Source organism: Mucilaginibacter sp. P19, from assembly GCF_050632265.1.
In the GTDB taxonomy this organism is placed as follows: Bacteria; Bacteroidota; Bacteroidia; order Sphingobacteriales; family Sphingobacteriaceae; genus Mucilaginibacter; species Mucilaginibacter gossypii.
Window position 1 is genome coordinate 639,431 of the sequence record NZ_CP192586.1, and the last position, 17,934, is coordinate 657,364.

General features: G+C 42.8%; 12 protein-coding genes and 3 pseudogenes. 13 read left to right on the plus strand and 2 right to left on the minus strand.

Annotated elements, in window-relative coordinates; all coding sequences use genetic code 11:
* Positions 1–60 precede the first annotated feature (60 nt).
* The 3 genes and pseudogenes from ACQ86K_RS03220 to ACQ86K_RS03230 all read left to right on the plus strand — a co-directional run bounded on the left by ACQ86K_RS03220 (position 61) and on the right by ACQ86K_RS03230 (position 3,622).
* Positions 61–1,250: pseudogene (locus ACQ86K_RS03220) on the plus strand (phosphoglycerate kinase).
* A 130-nt stretch (positions 1,251–1,380) separates the two neighbouring features.
* A pseudogene (locus ACQ86K_RS03225) lies at positions 1,381–3,097 on the plus strand (GMC oxidoreductase).
* A gap of 69 nt (positions 3,098–3,166) precedes the next feature.
* Entirely contained in the window at positions 3,167–3,622 is a 456-nt protein-coding gene (locus ACQ86K_RS03230) for a GNAT family N-acetyltransferase (protein WP_091173891.1), read from the plus strand.
* A 38-nt stretch (positions 3,623–3,660) separates the two neighbouring features.
* On the opposite strand, the gene ACQ86K_RS03235 is transcribed toward ACQ86K_RS03230, so the two are convergent.
* On the minus strand, positions 3,661–4,890 hold the full coding sequence (locus ACQ86K_RS03235; protein WP_091174101.1) for an endo-beta-N-acetylglucosaminidase H: 1,230 nt from the start codon (positions 4,888–4,890) through the stop codon (positions 3,661–3,663).
* Positions 4,891–5,279: 389 nt separating this feature from the next.
* Between ACQ86K_RS03235 and ACQ86K_RS03240 the strand changes: the two genes are divergently transcribed.
* The 5 genes from ACQ86K_RS03240 to ACQ86K_RS03260 all read left to right on the plus strand — a co-directional run bounded on the left by ACQ86K_RS03240 (position 5,280) and on the right by ACQ86K_RS03260 (position 11,384).
* Entirely contained in the window at positions 5,280–7,151 is a 1,872-nt protein-coding gene (locus ACQ86K_RS03240) for a CocE/NonD family hydrolase (protein WP_091173887.1), read from the plus strand.
* 98 nt (positions 7,152–7,249) lie between these two features.
* Positions 7,250–7,675: a hypothetical protein gene (locus ACQ86K_RS03245; protein ID WP_091173884.1), complete on the plus strand. Its 426-nt coding sequence runs from the start codon at positions 7,250–7,252 to the stop codon at positions 7,673–7,675.
* A 142-nt stretch (positions 7,676–7,817) separates the two neighbouring features.
* A complete protein-coding gene (locus ACQ86K_RS03250; protein WP_091173880.1) occupies positions 7,818–10,280 on the plus strand; it encodes a TonB-dependent receptor in 2,463 nt (820 codons plus the stop codon).
* A 56-nt stretch (positions 10,281–10,336) separates the two neighbouring features.
* Complete coding sequence (locus tag ACQ86K_RS03255; RefSeq protein ID WP_431199793.1) at positions 10,337–10,702, plus strand: PepSY domain-containing protein; 366 nt, start codon at positions 10,337–10,339, stop codon at positions 10,700–10,702.
* A gap of 22 nt (positions 10,703–10,724) precedes the next feature.
* Positions 10,725–11,384: a PepSY-associated TM helix domain-containing protein gene (locus tag ACQ86K_RS03260; RefSeq protein WP_431199794.1), complete on the plus strand. Its 660-nt coding sequence runs from the start codon at positions 10,725–10,727 to the stop codon at positions 11,382–11,384.
* 210 nt (positions 11,385–11,594) lie between these two features.
* Here ACQ86K_RS03260 and ACQ86K_RS03265 read toward each other — a convergent pair whose 3' ends face one another.
* Positions 11,595–12,239, minus strand: coding sequence for a GNAT family N-acetyltransferase (locus ACQ86K_RS03265; RefSeq protein WP_091173870.1), 645 nt, complete (start codon positions 12,237–12,239; stop codon positions 11,595–11,597).
* A gap of 422 nt (positions 12,240–12,661) precedes the next feature.
* On the opposite strand from ACQ86K_RS03265, the gene ACQ86K_RS03270 reads away from it, so the two are divergent.
* From ACQ86K_RS03270 to ACQ86K_RS03290, 5 genes and pseudogenes are all read left to right on the plus strand, one after another.
* Positions 12,662–13,015: a division/cell wall cluster transcriptional repressor MraZ gene (locus ACQ86K_RS03270; protein WP_431199795.1), complete on the plus strand. Its 354-nt coding sequence runs from the start codon at positions 12,662–12,664 to the stop codon at positions 13,013–13,015.
* Positions 13,012–13,913: pseudogene (gene rsmH, locus ACQ86K_RS03275) on the plus strand (16S rRNA (cytosine(1402)-N(4))-methyltransferase RsmH). Before ACQ86K_RS03270 ends, rsmH begins: the two are co-directional and overlap by 4 nt.
* Positions 13,910–14,317, plus strand: coding sequence for an FtsL-like putative cell division protein (locus tag ACQ86K_RS03280; protein WP_091173863.1), 408 nt, complete (start codon positions 13,910–13,912; stop codon positions 14,315–14,317). Before rsmH ends, ACQ86K_RS03280 begins: the two are co-directional and overlap by 4 nt.
* Positions 14,307–16,406 carry a penicillin-binding protein gene (locus tag ACQ86K_RS03285; protein WP_091173859.1) on the plus strand — a complete coding sequence of 700 codons (2,100 nt, stop codon included), beginning with the start codon at positions 14,307–14,309 and terminating at the stop codon, positions 16,404–16,406. Before ACQ86K_RS03280 ends, ACQ86K_RS03285 begins: the two co-directional genes overlap by 11 nt.
* On the plus strand, positions 16,403–17,863 hold the full coding sequence (locus tag ACQ86K_RS03290; RefSeq protein WP_091173855.1) for a UDP-N-acetylmuramoyl-L-alanyl-D-glutamate--2,6-diaminopimelate ligase: 1,461 nt from the start codon (positions 16,403–16,405) through the stop codon (positions 17,861–17,863). Before ACQ86K_RS03285 ends, ACQ86K_RS03290 begins: the two co-directional genes overlap by 4 nt.
* Positions 17,864–17,934 lie beyond the last annotated feature (71 nt).

Sequence of the window (17,934 nt, forward strand, 5' to 3'; positions counted from 1 at the left end):
GTATTTTGAATTAAAATGCTCAATTTGCGCCCGTTCATAACAAATGACCCTTTAATAGATATGAAAACAGTAGATCAAATTAGTTTTGCAGGTAAAAAAGCCCTCATCAGGGTTGATTTTAACGTGCCTCTTGACGAGAATTACAATATTACCGACGATAACCGCATGACGGCAGCTTTGCCAACCATAAAAAAATATTGAAAGATGGCGGCAAAGTTATCCTGATGTCGCACCTTGGCAGACCGAAAGATGGTCCTACAGAAAAATATTCATTAAAACATATCGTATCTCATTTGTCTGATCTGCTTGGTCAGCAGGTTCAGTTTGCTGATGATTGCATTGGTGAGCAAGCTGTTGAAAAAGCAAAAGCGCTTGGTAACGGCGAGGTTTTATTATTAGAGAACCTGCGTTTTTATAAAGAAGAGGAAAAAGGTGAAGTTGCCTTTGCAGAAAAGCTTTCGAAATTAGGTGATGTATACGTGAACGATGCTTTTGGTACCGCTCATCGCGCGCATGCTTCAACTGCTATCATCGCTCAGTTTTTTCCTGATGCCAAATATTTTGGTTACCTGATGGCAGCCGAATTAAACAACGCCGAAAAAATCCTGAACAACGCACCAAAGCCTTTCACAGCTATTATGGGCGGTTCAAAAGTATCGGATAAAATTGAGCTTATCGAAAAACTGCTGGAAAAAGTAGATAACCTGATTATTGGTGGTGGTATGGCTTATACATTTGCTAAAGCTGATGGTGGTAACATTGGTACCTCACTGGTTGAGATGGACAAGCTTGATCTGGCAATCAGCCTAAGGCAAAAAGCTAAAGAAAAAGGTGTAAACCTGTTATTGCCTTTAGATAACATCATTGCCGATGCATTTTCAAATGATGCTAACACGGATGTTGCCAAAACCGGCGAAATAAAAGATAACTGGATGGGGCTTGATATCGGCCCGGAAACGGTTGCTTTATTTAGCAAGGTAGTTGAAGAATCAAAAACCATTTTATGGAACGGACCGATGGGGGTTTTTGAAATGGAGAAATTTTTAGGCGGAACCAAAGCCATTGCTGAAGCTGTGGCCAAAGCTACTGAAAACGGTGCCTTCTCGCTTATAGGTGGTGGTGATTCTGCCGCTGCGGTAGCCAAATTTGGCATGACCGACGAAGTAAGCTACGTATCAACCGGTGGTGGCGCCTTGCTTGAATACATGGAAGGTAAAGAATTGCCAGGTGTAAAAGCAATCAACGACTAATAAGAACTAAAACAAACAAGAAAAGCCCCGGTGACGGAGCTTTTTTGTTTAAAGCCATTGCCGATCAATTTATTCCCTGATAATTATCTTAACTTCAAATCGATTTTTGCATTTAAGCCAATTATTAAATATGATTAACATTAATTCCGGAGGAGAGGCTCAACACACGTTTGACGCCATTGTGATTGGATCGGGCATCAGCGGCGGATGGGCTGCCAAAGAGCTGTGCGAAAAAGGGCTGAAAACGTTGGTGCTGGAACGTGGCCGGAATGTTACTCATTTAAAAGATTATCCAACCGCAACTAAAAATCCTTGGGATTTCCCCCATCGGGGACATTTACCTAATAGTATAAAAAGCGAAAATCCGATTGCCGAAAAATGTTACGCATTTAGCGAGGCTACAACTCATTTTTTTGTTAAAGATAAAGAACACCCGTATGTTCAGGAAAAGCCGTTCGATTGGATCCGCGGGTACCAGGTGGGAGGTAAGTCGTTGTTATGGGCCAGGCAAACCCAGCGCTGGAGCAGTTTTGATTTTGAAGGCCCGGCAAGAGATGGCTTTGCTACAGCATGGCCTATAAGTTACAACGATATTGCACCATGGTATAGTCATGTAGAGTTATTTGCTGGCATAGCCGGTAACAAGGATGGATTGGAAACGCTGCCGGATGGCGAGTTTTTACCGCCATGGGAAATGAATGTAGTTGAAAAACACATTCAAAAAGGTATCATGGATGCTTATAAGGACAGGCATGTTGTTATCGGCAGGTGCGCACATTTAACCCAACCTCAACCAATTCATTTACAACAGGGCCGGGGGCAATGCCAGGCCAGGAGCTTATGTGAACGCGGCTGTCCGTTTGGGGGGTACTTTAGCTCTAATTCATCAACCTTGCCGTGGGCGGCCAAAACGGGGAATCTTACCCTCCGGCCCGATGCCGTAGTACATTCAATTATTTACGACGAGACAAAAAGGGAAGGCGACAGGCGTTAGGGTAATAGATGCACACAATAAATCGGTTACCGAATATTATGCCCGCATTATTTTTGTAAACGCAGCTACGTTAAACTCTAACCTTATTTTACTCAATTCAAAATCAGGCAGGTTTCCAAACGGTTTAGGAAACGATAATGATTTGCTTGGCAGGTATATTGCATTTCATAATTATCGCGGATCGTTAACGGCAACCATTGATGGCTACCTGGATACCTATTACTATGGCCGAAGACCGGCTGCGGTGATGATGCCAAATTTTAGAAACGTTTATAAACAAGAAACCGACTTTTTAAGAGGGTATATGACGTTTTATAGTGCTACAAGGAGCAATTGGGGGCATGCTGTTGATGGCGATCAGATTGGGGCTAACTATAAGGAAAATATCTCTGAACCGGGCAACTGGAATGTATATATGATGATGCAGGGCGAAACCATCCCCAAGGCCGAAAACAAGGTGAGCCTGAGTAAAGACCGAACAGATGAATGGGGAATACCATTATTATCCGTTTCTGTAGATTATGATGATAACGATGTAAAATCCCTGAACGATTTTTTGCAGCAGGGTGCCGAGATGCTTAATAAGGCGGGATGTAAAAACATCGTCCCTAACGATAGCAAGCAGGCGCCTGGTTTAGATATCCACGAGGTGGGAGGAGTGAGGATGGGAACCGATCCTAAAAACTCATTGCTAAATAAATGGAACCAATTGCATGCATGCCCCAATGTATTTGTAACCGATGGTGCTTGTATGACATCTACCGGTACTCAAAACCCATCTTTAACTTTCATGGCCCTAACTGCAAGGGCGGCAAATTACGCGGCAGATGAATTGCGGAAAAACAATATATAATTTTGCTTCGATTGTTTTCGAAAATGATAATTTAAAGGAACTGTTTGCAACCGCAAAGTCAAACGATTAATGAATCGTATCGTAACTGCATTGAAATCAACTAACGTACTTATCCATCCAATTAATAAAGCAGATCGTGATAAGCTTAGGGAAATCTACCTGCTTTGTCGCATACAGGCATTTCATTGGATGGACAGCAATTTGTTTACATTAAATGATTTTGATGCTCATACGCACGATGAGGATATATGGGTAGCAACCTGCGATAATGAGACAGTTGGGTTTATGGCTGTATGGCCTCCTGATGCTTTTGTTCATCATTTATATGTGCACGTTGCATACAGAGGAAAAGGTATCGGAAAAGCCCTGTTGGCTTTGGCTGCTCAAAATTATCCCTCTCCGCTTAGGTTAAAGTGTCTTGTTAAAAATGAAGCGGCGTTTCAGTTTTATCAAGCATTGGGTTGGGAAATTATGGAAGAAGGCAGTGATGCTTTAGGTGATTATTTTTTAATGAAGAATGAATAAGAGCGGGCGGGACATCAAAATATCCCGCCCCGTTTGTTTTATTGAATTTTAACCGAAGTCACCACGTCGTTTGCATTTGGTGATAGGGTGGTAAAATTAGATGTGTTCGATGTCCGTGTCCATGATGTGCCCGTAGAGTTATCGTTTGCATACATGGTCACTGTCCAGCCGGTTGGGATTTTTACCGATGAAGCCCAGTTATCTACAAAGCCATAAGCCTGCAGTTGTGCCAGGGTATAAGTGCCCTTAGGTATGGCGCTGGTAACTGTGCCTCCGTAATTGATGTCCTGGTAAAAAGTTACCCCCGTAGTACTGGTTCCCGTATATACTGTAGATTTGCCGTATAACGCGTTTGATACACTCGAAAGGTAAGTATGAACGTCGCTATTAGGCAAATTGTAATACAGATAAATACCATAATTATTATTTACGGTTTGGGTTGCCAGCGACGCAGCGGTTGATGAACTGGTGCTTTGAATATCAATAGCGGCCGGGCCAAGGTTGGCGGCGGTGAGTCCCGGAACGTTTGGAACAGAATAAGTGCCATAAATAGCGTTCCAGCTATAGTTAACTTTTGAGCCTACCGTTACTCCATTGTAACTCAGCCGTGACGCTGCCGGGCCATAAAAATAAAATGAAATTATTTTGGTAGGCATCAGGTTACGCAGGGCAGTAACGAGGTAAACAAATGAGCTGTCATTTGGCTGGCCGGTACCATTGGTGCCATAATCGGCATATTCATCGTCAAAGTCAATACCATCCAGTCCGTAAGTGGTAACGGCGTTGCTTAATTGCTGAGCAAAATCATTTGCGGCAGCCTGAGAAGGAAAATTAGAGATCCCCGCGCCCTGGTGATTGCCCAAAATAGATAACAATACCTTAATACCTTTAGCCTGCAGGCTTTGAATGTAAGTAGCTTTATTGTTGAGTACGTTGGTTACCTGCGGGTTAAAGTACAACACTGCTTTTTGCGCGCCGGTGTCATAGTTGATGTTGGCCGCAAATATAATAGCAATATCAAAAAGCTGCTCCCCGGTTGATAGGGTGTAGTTACCCACATTGCGGATATCATTATTATTTACCTCCACATAGCAAACACCCTTAGGCCCGGCCACGCCTATGGCGTTGGTGCTTAACTTTGACGGAGTGTTGCCGGTATCGGTAGGCAGTGCAGCTTTTTCCTTTTTACAGGCGGATGTGAGCAGTACAACTGCGCCGAATAAGGCGGTTAGTGTTTTTGTAAGTGGCAGATTAAGGTTTGTTCTCATAATTGGTGTGTTTGTTAAATTGTTTATAAAAAGATAAATTGTTTTAGCATAACTGGTTTGCGTAAAGCCGGCCCATGGCATAGCCAGGGGATAGTCACTATCTCTTAAAAAACTGTTTAAATATTTTAGGTTGCCGGGCGCTTAGGTCCTCACTCCGGTATTATTTGGTTCAAAGTAATAGACCATTAAACGAGTATAATTGCCTACAGGTTTTAATTATTATTTTATAAAAATATTATTATGGTTAATAAAGGTGCTTATTGTGCTTGATTTTAATTATAATAAAAACCTTTGTTCTGTAACAAAAAAGAGGCTTTTTGTAAATAGCCATATCGTTAGTTGCCCTTTTTATTTTATTCGGTTACATTTGATTGACTGACAAAAATTTTATGAAGAAAAATTTACTTTTCATTTTCTGCCTTTTGCTTTCGGCATCAGGCCTGTATGCGCAGCCCAAAGCGCCCGATGCTGATTATATTAAAGCCAATTACCAGAAATATGAATACCAGATCCCAATGAGGGATGGTAAAAAGCTGTTTACCTCGGTATATGTACCTAAGGACCAGTCAAAAAAATATCCTTTCATGATGGACAGGACCCCTTATAGCGTGGCGCCCTATGGTACGGAACTGTATAAAGGCAGCCTTGGTCCATCCTCATTATTCGCTCACGACGGGTACATCTTTGTTTACCAGGATGTACGTGGCCGTTGGATGAGTGAAGGTATTTACGAAGAAATGACCCCCGAAAAGGAAAATCATAAAACCAATAAAGATGTTGATGAAGGCACGGATACTTACGATACTATCGACTGGTTACTGAAAAACATCCCCAATAACAATGGCAAGGTTGGGGTATGGGGCATTTCCTATCCGGGCTTTTATACCACAACAGCCTTGTTAAGCCGTCACCCGGCCCTGGTAGCTGCATCGCCGCAGGCGCCAATTGCCGACTTGTACCGCGATGATGCTTTTCATAATGGCGCGTTCATGCTGGTTGCCAACTTTGGTTTTTACCCAGGCTTTACCAACAGGCAGGATGATAAACCAACCCAGCGCCGCGGTGGAAGATTTGATGCCGGCACAGAGGATGGGTATAATTTTTTCCTGAAGATGGGTTCGGTAAAAAACTCAAACACTAAATACTATAAGGATACTATCCGTTTATGGAACGAAATGCTTGATCACCCTAATTATGACCAGCATTGGAAGGATCGTAATGTGCTTTATCATCTGCATGATATAAAAACAGCGGTACTGGTAACCGGTGGCTGGTACGATGCTGAAGATTTATACGGGGCTATCAATACCTATAAAACCCTGGTAAAAGAAAATCCTAAAACCCCGGTTTACTTTGCCATGGGGCCATGGGTACACGGCGGTTGGGCACGTGGTGAAGGAGATCATTTAGGTGATGTTGGCTTCGGCGGTTCTACAGGCCCGTTTTATCGCGAAAAAATTGAGTTTGCGTTTTTTAGTCATTATTTAAAGGGTACTGCTGATTTCGACCTGAAGCCGGTATCTACCTTCGAAACCGGTGTTAACGAGTGGAAAACCTATAATACCTGGCCTCCGAAAGAATCGGCAGAAAAAAACCTGTACCTGCTACCGGGCGGAAAACTATCATTTACCGCTCCAACAGGCGTAGCCGATAGCCATGACGAATTTATATCTGACCCGAATAAGCCGGTGCCGTTTATCAACAGCATTGATATGGACATGAAACGCGAATACATGACCGCTGATCAGCGTTTTGCATCGCAACGCCCGGACGTGCTTACTTATGAAACTGATATTTTAGATAATGATGTAACTATTGCCGGTAATATCTGGGCCAATCTTAAAGTATCAACTACCGGCACCGATGCCGATTGGGTGGTTAAAGTGATTGATGTTTATCCTGATTCTACCAAAAACACCAAATGGGCAGGTAAAGACGTATACCTGAGCGGTTATCAGCAAATGATACGCAGCGAGGCTATGCGGGGTAAATTTCGTAATGGTTTTGATAAGCCAGAGTCTTTTGTGCCTGGTAAAGTAACCCCGGTTAATTTTGAACTGCAGGATGTGCTGCACACCTTCAAAAAAGGGCACCGTATGATGGTTCAGGTACAAAGCACATGGTTCCCGCTTATCGACAGAAATACACAGCAGTTTCAGGATATCATGAAAGCTAAAGATACCGACTTTAAAAAAGCCACACATAAGGTTTATACCTCAAAAGCTAATCCAAGTTATTTAAAGGTTAGGGTTGTTGAATAAAATACATGCAATCTAAGCACGGCAGCCTCATGTATTTACATGGGGCTGTCGCATTTTATATCATGATGTCGTAACGGTTAGTAATTAAACCTATAACCATGTATAAATACATCATCCTTTTTATGATAGCTTCAGTATTATTGGGCTGTAAAAAACATAATCAGCAAACCGGCTGTCCAAGCCAGGCCTGCACGCTGAATTTCGCATCGCTATATGTGAATTTTGTTGATAAGGATGGTCAAATGGCATTTGGAAAAGATGTAAAGGTTGTAAACTTACGTACCAAACAAACCATAATAGCTAAAGGAAACCCGGGCCCTCCTTCAACAACTGTAGGCCCGCATTTGTACACCATCGCTACAGATAATAATAAAAATGAGTTCTCGACCGAAGGCGATGATGTGGAGCTTACTGTAACCAATATCCAAACAGGTGGCACTCAAACCGCGCTGTTTAAAATTTCGGGTGGATGTAATTGCCATATAGCTAAAGTATCTGGTCCGGGTACTATAGTGTTTAACTAATACATTTTTTTCCTACGATAAAAGACTGCAAGTGGAAATTGCGGCCTTTACGCTTGCGCTTATTTAAACTAATTATAAATAAAGCTTGCAGATAAAAAGTCTTTTTATACTTTTGCGCTTAATTAGACTTAATCTAAATAGAATGACAAGCAACCTATACTATTACCTGCGCACCATCCCATTTTTAATTTTATTCCTGTTTGCAAATACATTAATCCTGAAAGCTGATGATGAAGGCAACAATGGTAAAATAACCGGTGTTGTTAAAACCAGCGATGATAAACCGGCGTCTTTTGTAAATGTTGCCATTAAAGGGTTAAACAAAAGTACTACCACTACCGATAACGGATCATTTGCTTTTCATAATGTTAAACCGGGTACCTACACCCTGGTTACTTCATACGTTGGTACAAAAACCGAAGAGCAAACCGTGACAGTTTCCGCAAATAAAACAACGGTTGTATCCTTTAAGCTTAATGAAAGCTCGGCCCAGTTAGACGAGGTTGTAGTTTCTTCAACCAAAACCATCAACCGTAAAAAGTTAACCATCGGCAAAATGAACGTATCGCCAATGGACCTGCCACAAAGCGTTACTGTAATAGGCCGCGATGTGCTTGATCAGCAACAATCATTACGTTTAAGTGATGTTATCAAAAATGTGAACGGCGTGTACCTTTATAGCGGCCGTGGCAATACCCAGGAAACATTTGGCGCCCGTGGTTATAATTTTGGAAGCAATAACATTTTTAAAAACGGATTCAGGGTTAACTCGGGCGTTGTGCCGGAGATCAGTTCACTGGAACGTGTTGAAATATTGAAAGGCAGTGCCGCGTTGTTATACGGAAACGTTGCGCCCGGAGGCATCCTGAATATGGTAACTAAAAAGCCTTTATTTACGCAGGGTGGCCAGGTATCAATGACCTATGGCAGCTATGATCTTTACCGCCCGTCGTTTGATGTTTACGGCCCTATATCTTCCAAATTAGCTTATCGCGTAAATGGTACCTATGAAAATGCTAAAAGTTACCGCGATAATGTAAAATCAGAAAGGGAGTATATTAACCCGTCGTTCCTATATAAAATAAGTGATAAAACAACCTTAATTGTTGAAGGTGATTATCTTAACTATGATTTTACCCCCGATTTCGGAACCGGGCAAATCAATAACGTTATTGCCAACGTTCCTCGTAACCGGTATTTGGGTGCGTCATGGTCAACAGGTAATACCAAACAAACTACAGCCACAGCAACTATCAATCATCAGCTCAATAGCCTTTGGAAGTTAAGCGGCGGTTTTTCATACCAACATTTTAACCGCTCATACCAAACTACCGAGCGTGTATTACCAGATGCCAATGGCGACTGGGGCCGTACCCTGAACAGAGCCAGGACGCTTGAAGATTATTACACAGGGCAATTTAATATTACAGGCCAATTTAATACCGGCGTCATTAAGCATAATATTTTGGCCGGCGTTGATGCAGATTGGTATCGTAATAATGCCTATACCTACGTTGCTACCGTAAATAAAGTATCAAGCTATCTTGACCAAAACGGCGCCGCGCAAAATGCTATTTATGATAAGATCAATATTTTCGACCTGGATAAATACACGCTCCGTACTGATAAACCGCAGATGACCCCGTTTTATAGCATCTTGACGCCTACCAATCGATTTGGCGCTTATGCTAATGACCTTATTAGTTTGTCTGAAAAAGTTAAAGTACTTGCCGGGATCCGCTGGTCATATCAATATGTATCACCAACATCGGTTAGCAATTATAATACACTTGCTACCGCAACCCAGGCAGCCGGGAAAGAAGATAAAGCGTTTTCACCTCGTGTGGGTGTAGTTTATAAGCCAATAGCCAATACTGCCTTGTTTGCAAGCTATTCCAATTCTTTCATCACGAATACGGGGTCCGATATTAACGGCAGCCCGCTTGATCCTTCTATTGTTGACCAGTATGAAGTCGGTGTTAAAAATGATTTCCTGAACGGTAACCTGTCGGTAAACGTAACCGCTTATCGCATTAAAAATAATAACCTGGCCCAAACAGCACCATTTCAGGCCGACGGTGTTACGCCAAACATCAATACCAATATCAAAGTGCTGGGCGGCGAAACAAGAAGCGATGGTGTGGAACTTGATATTGCCGGTCACCCGGTAAAAGGATTGGATGTATTGGCAGGCTACAGCTATACCAACGCCAAATACACTAAAACAGGAACTGCAATTGGCAGCAATATAGCAGGCCAGCCATTGTTGAATACACCAAAGCATACGGCTAACACCAGCATATTTTATACCTTTTACAATGGCGATTTAAAGGGATTCAAAGTAGGTGCGTCTGTTTATTACCTGGGCGATCGTGTTGCGGGTAATGCCAATACAGTTGGTCAAACCCAAACTATATCAAGGTTGGTTAATGTGCCAGGCTTTACAACGATTGATGCTTCGGTAGGTTATACCTATAAAAAGATGTCCATCATTGGTAAGATCTCTAACATTGGTAATGTGCTTAATTACAATGTGCACGAAAACTATAGCATAAACCCCATACCGCCAAGGCAGTTCCTGACCACATTGAGTTATAAATTTTAATTGATTAAACTAACCGGGTATGTTTCCATACCCGGTTTTTATGCTTATTACAACCGATGAAAGCATTTTTCCGCACCATACACCTTTATTTAAGCCTGGCAGCCGGGGTGATTATTTTCTGTTCATGCTTAACAGGTACAATGCTGGTTTTTGAAAAAGAAATTCAGCAAGCGCTTCATCCTCAGCGGTACTTCGTAAAACCACTTGAAAAAAGGCTGCCAATATCTGAGTTGACAGCAGGGGTATTAAAGCAAATCCCTAAATCAAAGCTGGCAACGGTTATGATTTATGATGATCCTGGGCGTGCGGTAGAGGTTGGGCTTATTGTGCCCGAAAAAAAGATCGGAAACCTGCCGGCACCCCAAAAGCACAAAAGCATACAGAAAACCATGAAAAAAAGGGGCCAAAGCAAAAGATGCTGAGCGCTCGAATCTTACAGCTTTTGTGAATCCTTATACCGGGCAATTGGTCGACCAGTTTAACCGCAGGCAAACGTTCCTGTACTCGGTAGAAATGTTTCACCGTTTTTTGTTAGGCGGGAAGAATAGTATCGGCGATTGGGTGATCAGTATTTCAACCCTGTTTTTCCTGATAATACTGATTACAGGTGTGGTACTTTGGTGGCCCAAAACCAAGGTCATCATGAAGCAGTGCCTTAAAATAAAATGGAGCGGCAGCGGCAAACGTCTTACACATGACCTGCATATTGTTACCGGTTTTTATACATCAATATTTTTGATCGTCATTTCTGCCTCGGGTTTGGTAATGACATTTAAATGGGCAAATAGTACCTTGTTTTTCCTTACAGGTTCAAAAGTTGTTGCCAAAGAGGATATCAAAGCTCCGCTTTCCGTTCATCAACCCGGCGTTACCGCCATTTCACCTGACGCGGCTGTTGTCGCATTGGGTGATAAAATAACCGATGTCGAAAATTATACCATCCGTTATCCGCGCGATACAGCAGCGGTTTATACTTTTAATGTGCTCAAAAAAGGTTCTGTTGAATTGGCTACCGATACTTATTATATAGATCAATACAGCGGCAAGCTTGCCGGCTCTGCTTTATATGCTGATAAAAGCCTTGGCCAGCGTATCAGGGGGTAATTAAACCAATCCATACCGGTTCCATTTATGGCTGGCCTACCCAGGTTTTAGCTTTTCTTATTACGTTGGTTTCGCTCATATTCCCGGTAACAGGGGTAATGATGTGGCTTAACCGCACCGGTAAAAAGAACAAGAAACCGGTTCGTGGCAGAGGTAAAACGGTTGTTCCGGCAGAGGCTGTCTAAAATGAAAAAGATTATCTTTTTCTCATCAGGGCCTCTCGTAGAGACCCCTGATGAGACTTTTATGTCTTACTTGCCTTAAAGGTTCCCTGACCATGATCCAGTAAGGGCGGCCTGTAACCGGCTCGCTTACTTCCTTTGTTATTTTATATCCCATCCGTTTATAAAACCTGATGTTGCGCGGAGTGAACGTTTCAAGATAGGTTGATATCCCGTTTTTATCTGTTTCGTTAAGTACTTTCATCAGAAGATTAGCCCCCAATCCTTGCCCCTGGCGAGTTGGTTTGATGCCTGCAATTGATAGATACCAGGCGTCCTGCAGCAACGTGTCAAGTTGCTCGCTCATGAAAGAAACTATAGTTGAATAGGCTTTTAGTGCCGGTTCGCCCATGTATGTTTTTATAAAATCTTTCTTTGTTAAGCTCTTTTCGTTATCTATAGCTGGTTCTAAGGGGCGACTCCAGATGGCTGCGCCGTAGGGTGGATCACCGGCAAGGGTTAATTGACCGTACTTTTCGCCTTCTGTCATGGAATAATCCATATATCTCATTAGTATTTCCCGCTTTTCGGGCTCGCCTCCGGAGATCTCCCGCAACAATTCTATGTAAAAAGGGTCGGAGATGAGGGCTTCGTATAACGCTAAAGCCAGGTCTTTATATTTATAGGTGTACATGTTTTTGTTAAGTTCAACGGCTTAATATACAAAATATTAGTACCCTGCTATTGGTTAAGCAATTGTAGTTTATCAAAGCGATGATTCGGCAATAAATCGTTTTTTCTCCCACTTTTAGTGGTTCAGAATTTATAGCGGAGATGTGTTGTAACTGGCTGTTTATTAGCAGTTTTTGTTGGTGATGGGGTTTTGAATAATCTTTAAAAAATTTAAAACAGAGCCACCTAAAAATTGTTGAAAACTTTTAGTGGGGGAAAGTGGTAGAAAGTGGTAAAAGTATTTACTTTTACGTTACAAAATTGCCCAAGTCATACAATGTCGTTTCTAACCGGTGAATTTGAGTGTAAGCTTGATCCTAAATTTAGGATGATGATACCGGCTGGCCTTAAAAAAAGCTTCCTGAACTGGAATCTGAAGGCCTGGTGATCAATCGCGGGTTTGAAAAATACCTTGTCATATATACTAAAAAGGAATGGGATAAACGACTTGAAGAACTGAGCAAACTTAATGAATATGAAGAGGATAATATAGCCTTTATACGATATTTTACCCGTGGGGCCACCGAGCTTATGCCTGATGCTGCCGGCAGGGTATTGTTGCCGAAATTCCTGTTGGAATATGCGGGTATAAAAGGTGATGTAGTGCTGGCTTGCCAGTTGAATAAAATAGAGGTTTGGGATGCCGAAGCTCACCGTAAACTGATGGATGATGAGCCAAAAAGTTTTGGTGCGTTGGCAAAAAAGGTGATGGGTAATAAAAGTAAGGAGCAGGAATGAGTGAGTACCATGTGCCGGTAATGCTGAAGGAGTGTATTGATGGGCTGAATATTGATCCGGACGGTACTTATGTGGATGTGACTTTTGGAGGTGGCGGGCATTCGCGCGAGATTTTGAAGCATTTGGGGCCAAAAGGCAGGTTGATTGCTTTTGATCAGGATGCCGATGCGCAGCGGAATATTATTGATGATGAACGTTTTGTTTTTGTAGATCAGAATTTCAGGTATCTCAAAAACTTTTGTCGTTTACATGGGGCTATTCCCGTAAATGGTATTCTGGCCGATTTGGGTGTGTCATCGCACCAGTTTGATGAGGCCGACCGCGGATTTTCCATCCGGTTTGATGCCGAGTTGGATATGCGTATGAACCAGTTGGGCGAGCTGACTGCGAAGGATGTGATAAATAATTATTCGGTTGCCGACCTGCATCGGATTTTTGGCATTTACGGAGAAATTCAAAATGCAAAATCATTGGCCGAAACTATTGCTACTGCAAGGTTGAATATGCCGATAGTTACTATTGCTGATCTGAAAAATGTGATCAGTAACCGCATTCCGAAAGGAAAGGAAAATAAATACCTGGCACAAGTGTTCCAGGCGTTAAGGATAGAGGTTAACCAGGAGTTAGAGGCGTTAAAAGATTTTTTAATGCAGTCGGCTGAGGTTTTGGGCGTTGGGGGCAGACTGGTAGTAATGTCATACCACTCGCTTGAAGACAGGCTGGTAAAAACTTCATAGCCAAAGGCAAGTTCAGCGGCGAGGTGGAGAAGGACCTTTATGGGAATGATAATAAACCGCTTGATGCTGTAAGTCGTGGAGCTATAACAGCATCGGCAGATGAGATAACCAATAATAACAGGGCACGGAGCGCTAAATTAAGGATAGCTGTAAAAAAATGACCAATCGTTTACGTACAGAAATTCAGGAGGAGGAAGAAGTTGAAGAGGTAATTGAGGAGAGGCCTGCGAGGGAGCTACCTGATAACTTTTTTACGCAACTTTTTACCAAAGGCTTTCTTACAACCGAGAAGGCCACCAATGCTTTGCCCTTTATTTTGTTTTTAGCCTTTTTGGGGATGGTGTATATAGGAAATATGCATTATGCCGAAAAATCGGTGCGTGAAATTGATGCGCTTACCAAAGAGGTTAAGGAACTGGGCTGGGATTATAAATCGACAAAGGCCGATATGGCTTTTAAAAGTACGCTTACCGAAGTGGCCAAGCGTGCAGATACTTTAGGCTTAAGTCAATCCGTAGATCCGCCGGGAAAAATAACAGTGAAGGAGGTTGCAGATGGGAATTAGGACTAACATACTGGCCAGGGTTTATTTAGCCTTTGGTCTTGTTTTGCTTTTGGCCATTGCTGTTGTGGTTCAGCTTTGCCGCCTGCAATACGTGCAGGGTGATAAGTGGAAGGCTATGGCTGCCGATCTTTCGGCACAATATCAAACTGTTGAGGCGGCAAGGGGCAATATTTTTTCTGTGGATGGAAGTTTACTGGCTACTTCGGTGCCTGAATATGAGTTGCATATGGATATGCTGGCTGGTGGTATTGCCTCGGATACGGCGTTTAATAACAATATCGACCTGTTAGCTGCAAAGCTATCGGGTATGTTTGGTGACAGATCGGCAAGAGAATACTCACGCGTATTGCGTGAAGCACGCAGGGATAGCTCCCGTTATGTGTTGATCAGGCGTAAGGTATCTTACCAGGACTTGAAAAAGATCCGGCAGTTCCCTGTGTTTAACATGGGTAAATATAAAGGAGGGTTAATTGTTATTCAAAAAAACAGGAGGATCCTGCCATTTCAATCACTGGCTGCACGTACTATCGGTTATAAAAACGAAAACGTAAAGAACCCGGTGGGTTTGGAAGGTGCTTATTCGGCTTATATAAACGGCGAAAGCGGCAGGCGTTTAATGCAGCGCATTCCGGGTGGTATCTGGATGCCTGTTGACGATGATGATGAAATTGCACCCAAAGATGGTGCTGATATTATTTCAACCATCAACGTAAACTTTCAGGATGTGGCGCAGGATGCATTGAAAAAACAACTGGTTAAAAGTGCGGCTGATCATGGCTGCGTTGTGCTTATGGAGGTATCTACCGGCGAGATCAGGGCTATTGCTAACTACACCCGTACTAAAGACGGCGATTACAAAGAGCAAATGAACTATGCTATCAGTAACGCTATCGATCCGGGATCAACCTTTAAACTGGCATCGTACATGACTATGCTCGATCAGCATAAGATTGATACCAGCACCATAGTTAATGCTGAGGGTGGTAAATATAAATTCCCGAAAGGGCCGACAATTACTGATACCGAGCATGACAATTATGAAATGTCGGTAAAGCGTGCTTTTGAAGAGTCATCAAATGTGGCGGCTGCGAAATTGGTTGATAGGTTTTACCACAATAACCCTTGGGAGTACATTAATAAATTGTACAGCTACCACCTGAACGAAAAGCTTGGTTTGCAAATTCAGGGTGAAGGCAGGCCGGTAATTAAAAATCCGTCAAACCGCAGCTGGAACAAAAATTACAGCTTACCGGAGATGGCTTACGGTTATGAAATGAATATTACACCGCTGCAAATGCTGGCTTATTATAATTCAGTTGCCAACAATGGTAAAATGATAGCTCCACTGTTGGTCCGCGAGATCAGAAGATTGGGTAACCCTATCGAGCAGTTTCAGGCAAGGGTAATTACCGAGCAGGTATGTTCTGAAGCAACTTTAGGTAAAGTACGCGGAATGCTTGAAGGAGTTGTAATGAACGGAACCGGTAAAAACGTTATTAAAAATAAGCTTTACAGTGTGGCGGGTAAAACCGGTACAGCACAGGTGGCTAACGGAACAAAAGGTTATAAGGATAAAAAATACCAGGCCTCTTTTTGCGGTTATTTCCCGGCCGATCATCCTAAATATTCGATGATTGTGGTGATCAATAACCCAACCCAAGGCGATTACCTGGCTGCAAAGGTTGCCGGTCCTGTATTCAGGGAGGTAGCCGACAGGGTTTATGCTAACGATCTGGACATTAACCAAACCTCGCAGGCCCATTATGTAGGCAATACAGTAATGCCGCAGGTAAAACAGGGAAATATGAAGGCCCTGAAAAAGGTTTATTCAAAATTGGGTGTTAAACCGTTGTATGCTTCGGCTAACAGCACTGTTGATACAAGCAATGGTATCCCGTTTGAAGAGGTAAAATATAAAAACGGGACCGTGCCTGCGGTAACAGGCATGGGGCTTAGCGATGCGTTATATGTAATGGGTAACGCCGGCTATAAGGTTACTGTACGCGGAAGCGGTATAGTAACCAATCAATCGGTTACCGGAGGAAGTGCAATACCAAAAGGATCACGAATTTTAATAGAACTGCAATGAGGTATTTAAGCGATGTAATTGATGGACTGGCCTTCACTGAGTTGCAGGGAAGTGCTGATGTGGAGATCACGGCGATAGCTTTTGATTCGAGGGCAGTGATACCCGGAGCAATGTTTGTTGCTGTAAAAGGCACCGTTGTTGACGGGCACGATTATATTGACCAGGCAATAAAAAAAGGTGCTGTAGCAGTGGTTTGCGAAGACCTGCCTGCCCATACTACCGGCGAAGTTGACTTTTTGATGGTGGCCGATTCGGCGGTGGCACTTGGTATTGTAGCTGCTAACTTTTATGATAATCCATCCGCCAAATTGAAACTGGTTGGGGTAACGGGTACTAATGGTAAAACAACTATCGCAACATTGTTATATCAACTGTTCCGCGATCTGGGATATAAATGTGGCCTGCTTTCAACTGTCGAAAATCAGATCAATGGTAAAGTGATCCCATCAACTCATACCACGCCTGATCCGGTTGAGTTGAACAGTTTGCTTGCCGAAATGGTAGACAGCGGCTGTGACTATTGCTTTATGGAGGTTAGTTCACATGCTATTTCGCAAAAGCGTATCGAGAGTTTGGTTTTTGCGGGAGGTGTGTTTACCAACTTAACGCATGATCATTTGGATTACCATAAAACCTTCCTGAGGTATTTGAATGCCAAAAAGGAATTTTTTGATGGTTTACCTAAAGATGCATTTGCACTTACCAACAGCGATGATAAAAATGGTAATGTAATGCTGCAAAATACAGCAGCACATAAAAAAAGCTATGGCCTTAAAACCATGGCCGATTATAAAGCCCGAATCCTCGAAAATCAGTTCAGTGGCTTATTACTGCAAATTGACGGCGAGGAAGTATGGTTTAAAATGGTGGGCACATTCAATGCTTACAACCTGTTAGGTGTTTACGCTACCGCGATGCTGCTTGAGCAGGATAAAGCGAAAGTGCTTACAAGCCTGAGCAAACTTACAGGTGCCGAAGGCCGCTTTGAATATATCACAGCGCCAAATAAAGTTGTAGGTATTGTTGATTATGCTCATACACCTGATGCTGTACAAAACGTATTGAGTACCATTCATGATATCCGCAAGGGTAATGAAAAGGTGATCACTGTAATTGGCTGCGGTGGTGACAGGGACAAAACTAAACGCCCCATCATGGCCAAAACTGCATGTGAGTGGAGCGATAAGGTGATCCTGACATCCGATAATCCGCGTACCGAAGATCCGGCGCAGATCATCAAGGAAATGGAAGAAGGTGTCGACCCGGCATTTAAGCGCCATACGGTAAGCATTATCGACAGGCATGAGGCCATTAAAACAGCCTGTATGCTGGCTAACCCCGGTGATATTATCCTGGTAGCGGGCAAAGGGCACGAAAAATACCAGGAAATAAACGGGGTGAAAAACCACTTCGATGATATGGAAGAACTGGAAAGGCAATTCCAGGACTTAGTATAACCATCAACTAATTGATAGAGAGTAAAAGGAATTAAAAACGCAAATCTGCAAGAACTAAGATGAGCATGTCA

Bases quoted from the DNA above. Each gene is read 5' to 3' on its own strand.
- ACQ86K_RS03230 (WP_091173891.1), top strand. From the start codon at position 3,167: ATGAATCGTATCGTAACTGCATTGAAATCAACTAACGTACTTATCCAT.
- ACQ86K_RS03235 (WP_091174101.1), bottom strand. From the start codon at position 4,890: ATGAGAACAAACCTTAATCTGCCACTTACAAAAACACTAACCGCCTTA.
- ACQ86K_RS03240 (WP_091173887.1), top strand. From the start codon at position 5,280: ATGAAGAAAAATTTACTTTTCATTTTCTGCCTTTTGCTTTCGGCATCA.
- ACQ86K_RS03245 (WP_091173884.1), top strand. From the start codon at position 7,250: ATGTATAAATACATCATCCTTTTTATGATAGCTTCAGTATTATTGGGC.
- ACQ86K_RS03250 (WP_091173880.1), top strand. From the start codon at position 7,818: ATGACAAGCAACCTATACTATTACCTGCGCACCATCCCATTTTTAATT.
- ACQ86K_RS03255 (WP_431199793.1), top strand. From the start codon at position 10,337: ATGAAAGCATTTTTCCGCACCATACACCTTTATTTAAGCCTGGCAGCC.
- ACQ86K_RS03265 (WP_091173870.1), bottom strand. From the start codon at position 12,239: ATGTACACCTATAAATATAAAGACCTGGCTTTAGCGTTATACGAAGCC.
- ACQ86K_RS03280 (WP_091173863.1), top strand. From the start codon at position 13,910: ATGACCAATCGTTTACGTACAGAAATTCAGGAGGAGGAAGAAGTTGAA.
- ACQ86K_RS03285 (WP_091173859.1), top strand. From the start codon at position 14,307: ATGGGAATTAGGACTAACATACTGGCCAGGGTTTATTTAGCCTTTGGT.
- ACQ86K_RS03290 (WP_091173855.1), top strand. From the start codon at position 16,403: ATGAGGTATTTAAGCGATGTAATTGATGGACTGGCCTTCACTGAGTTG.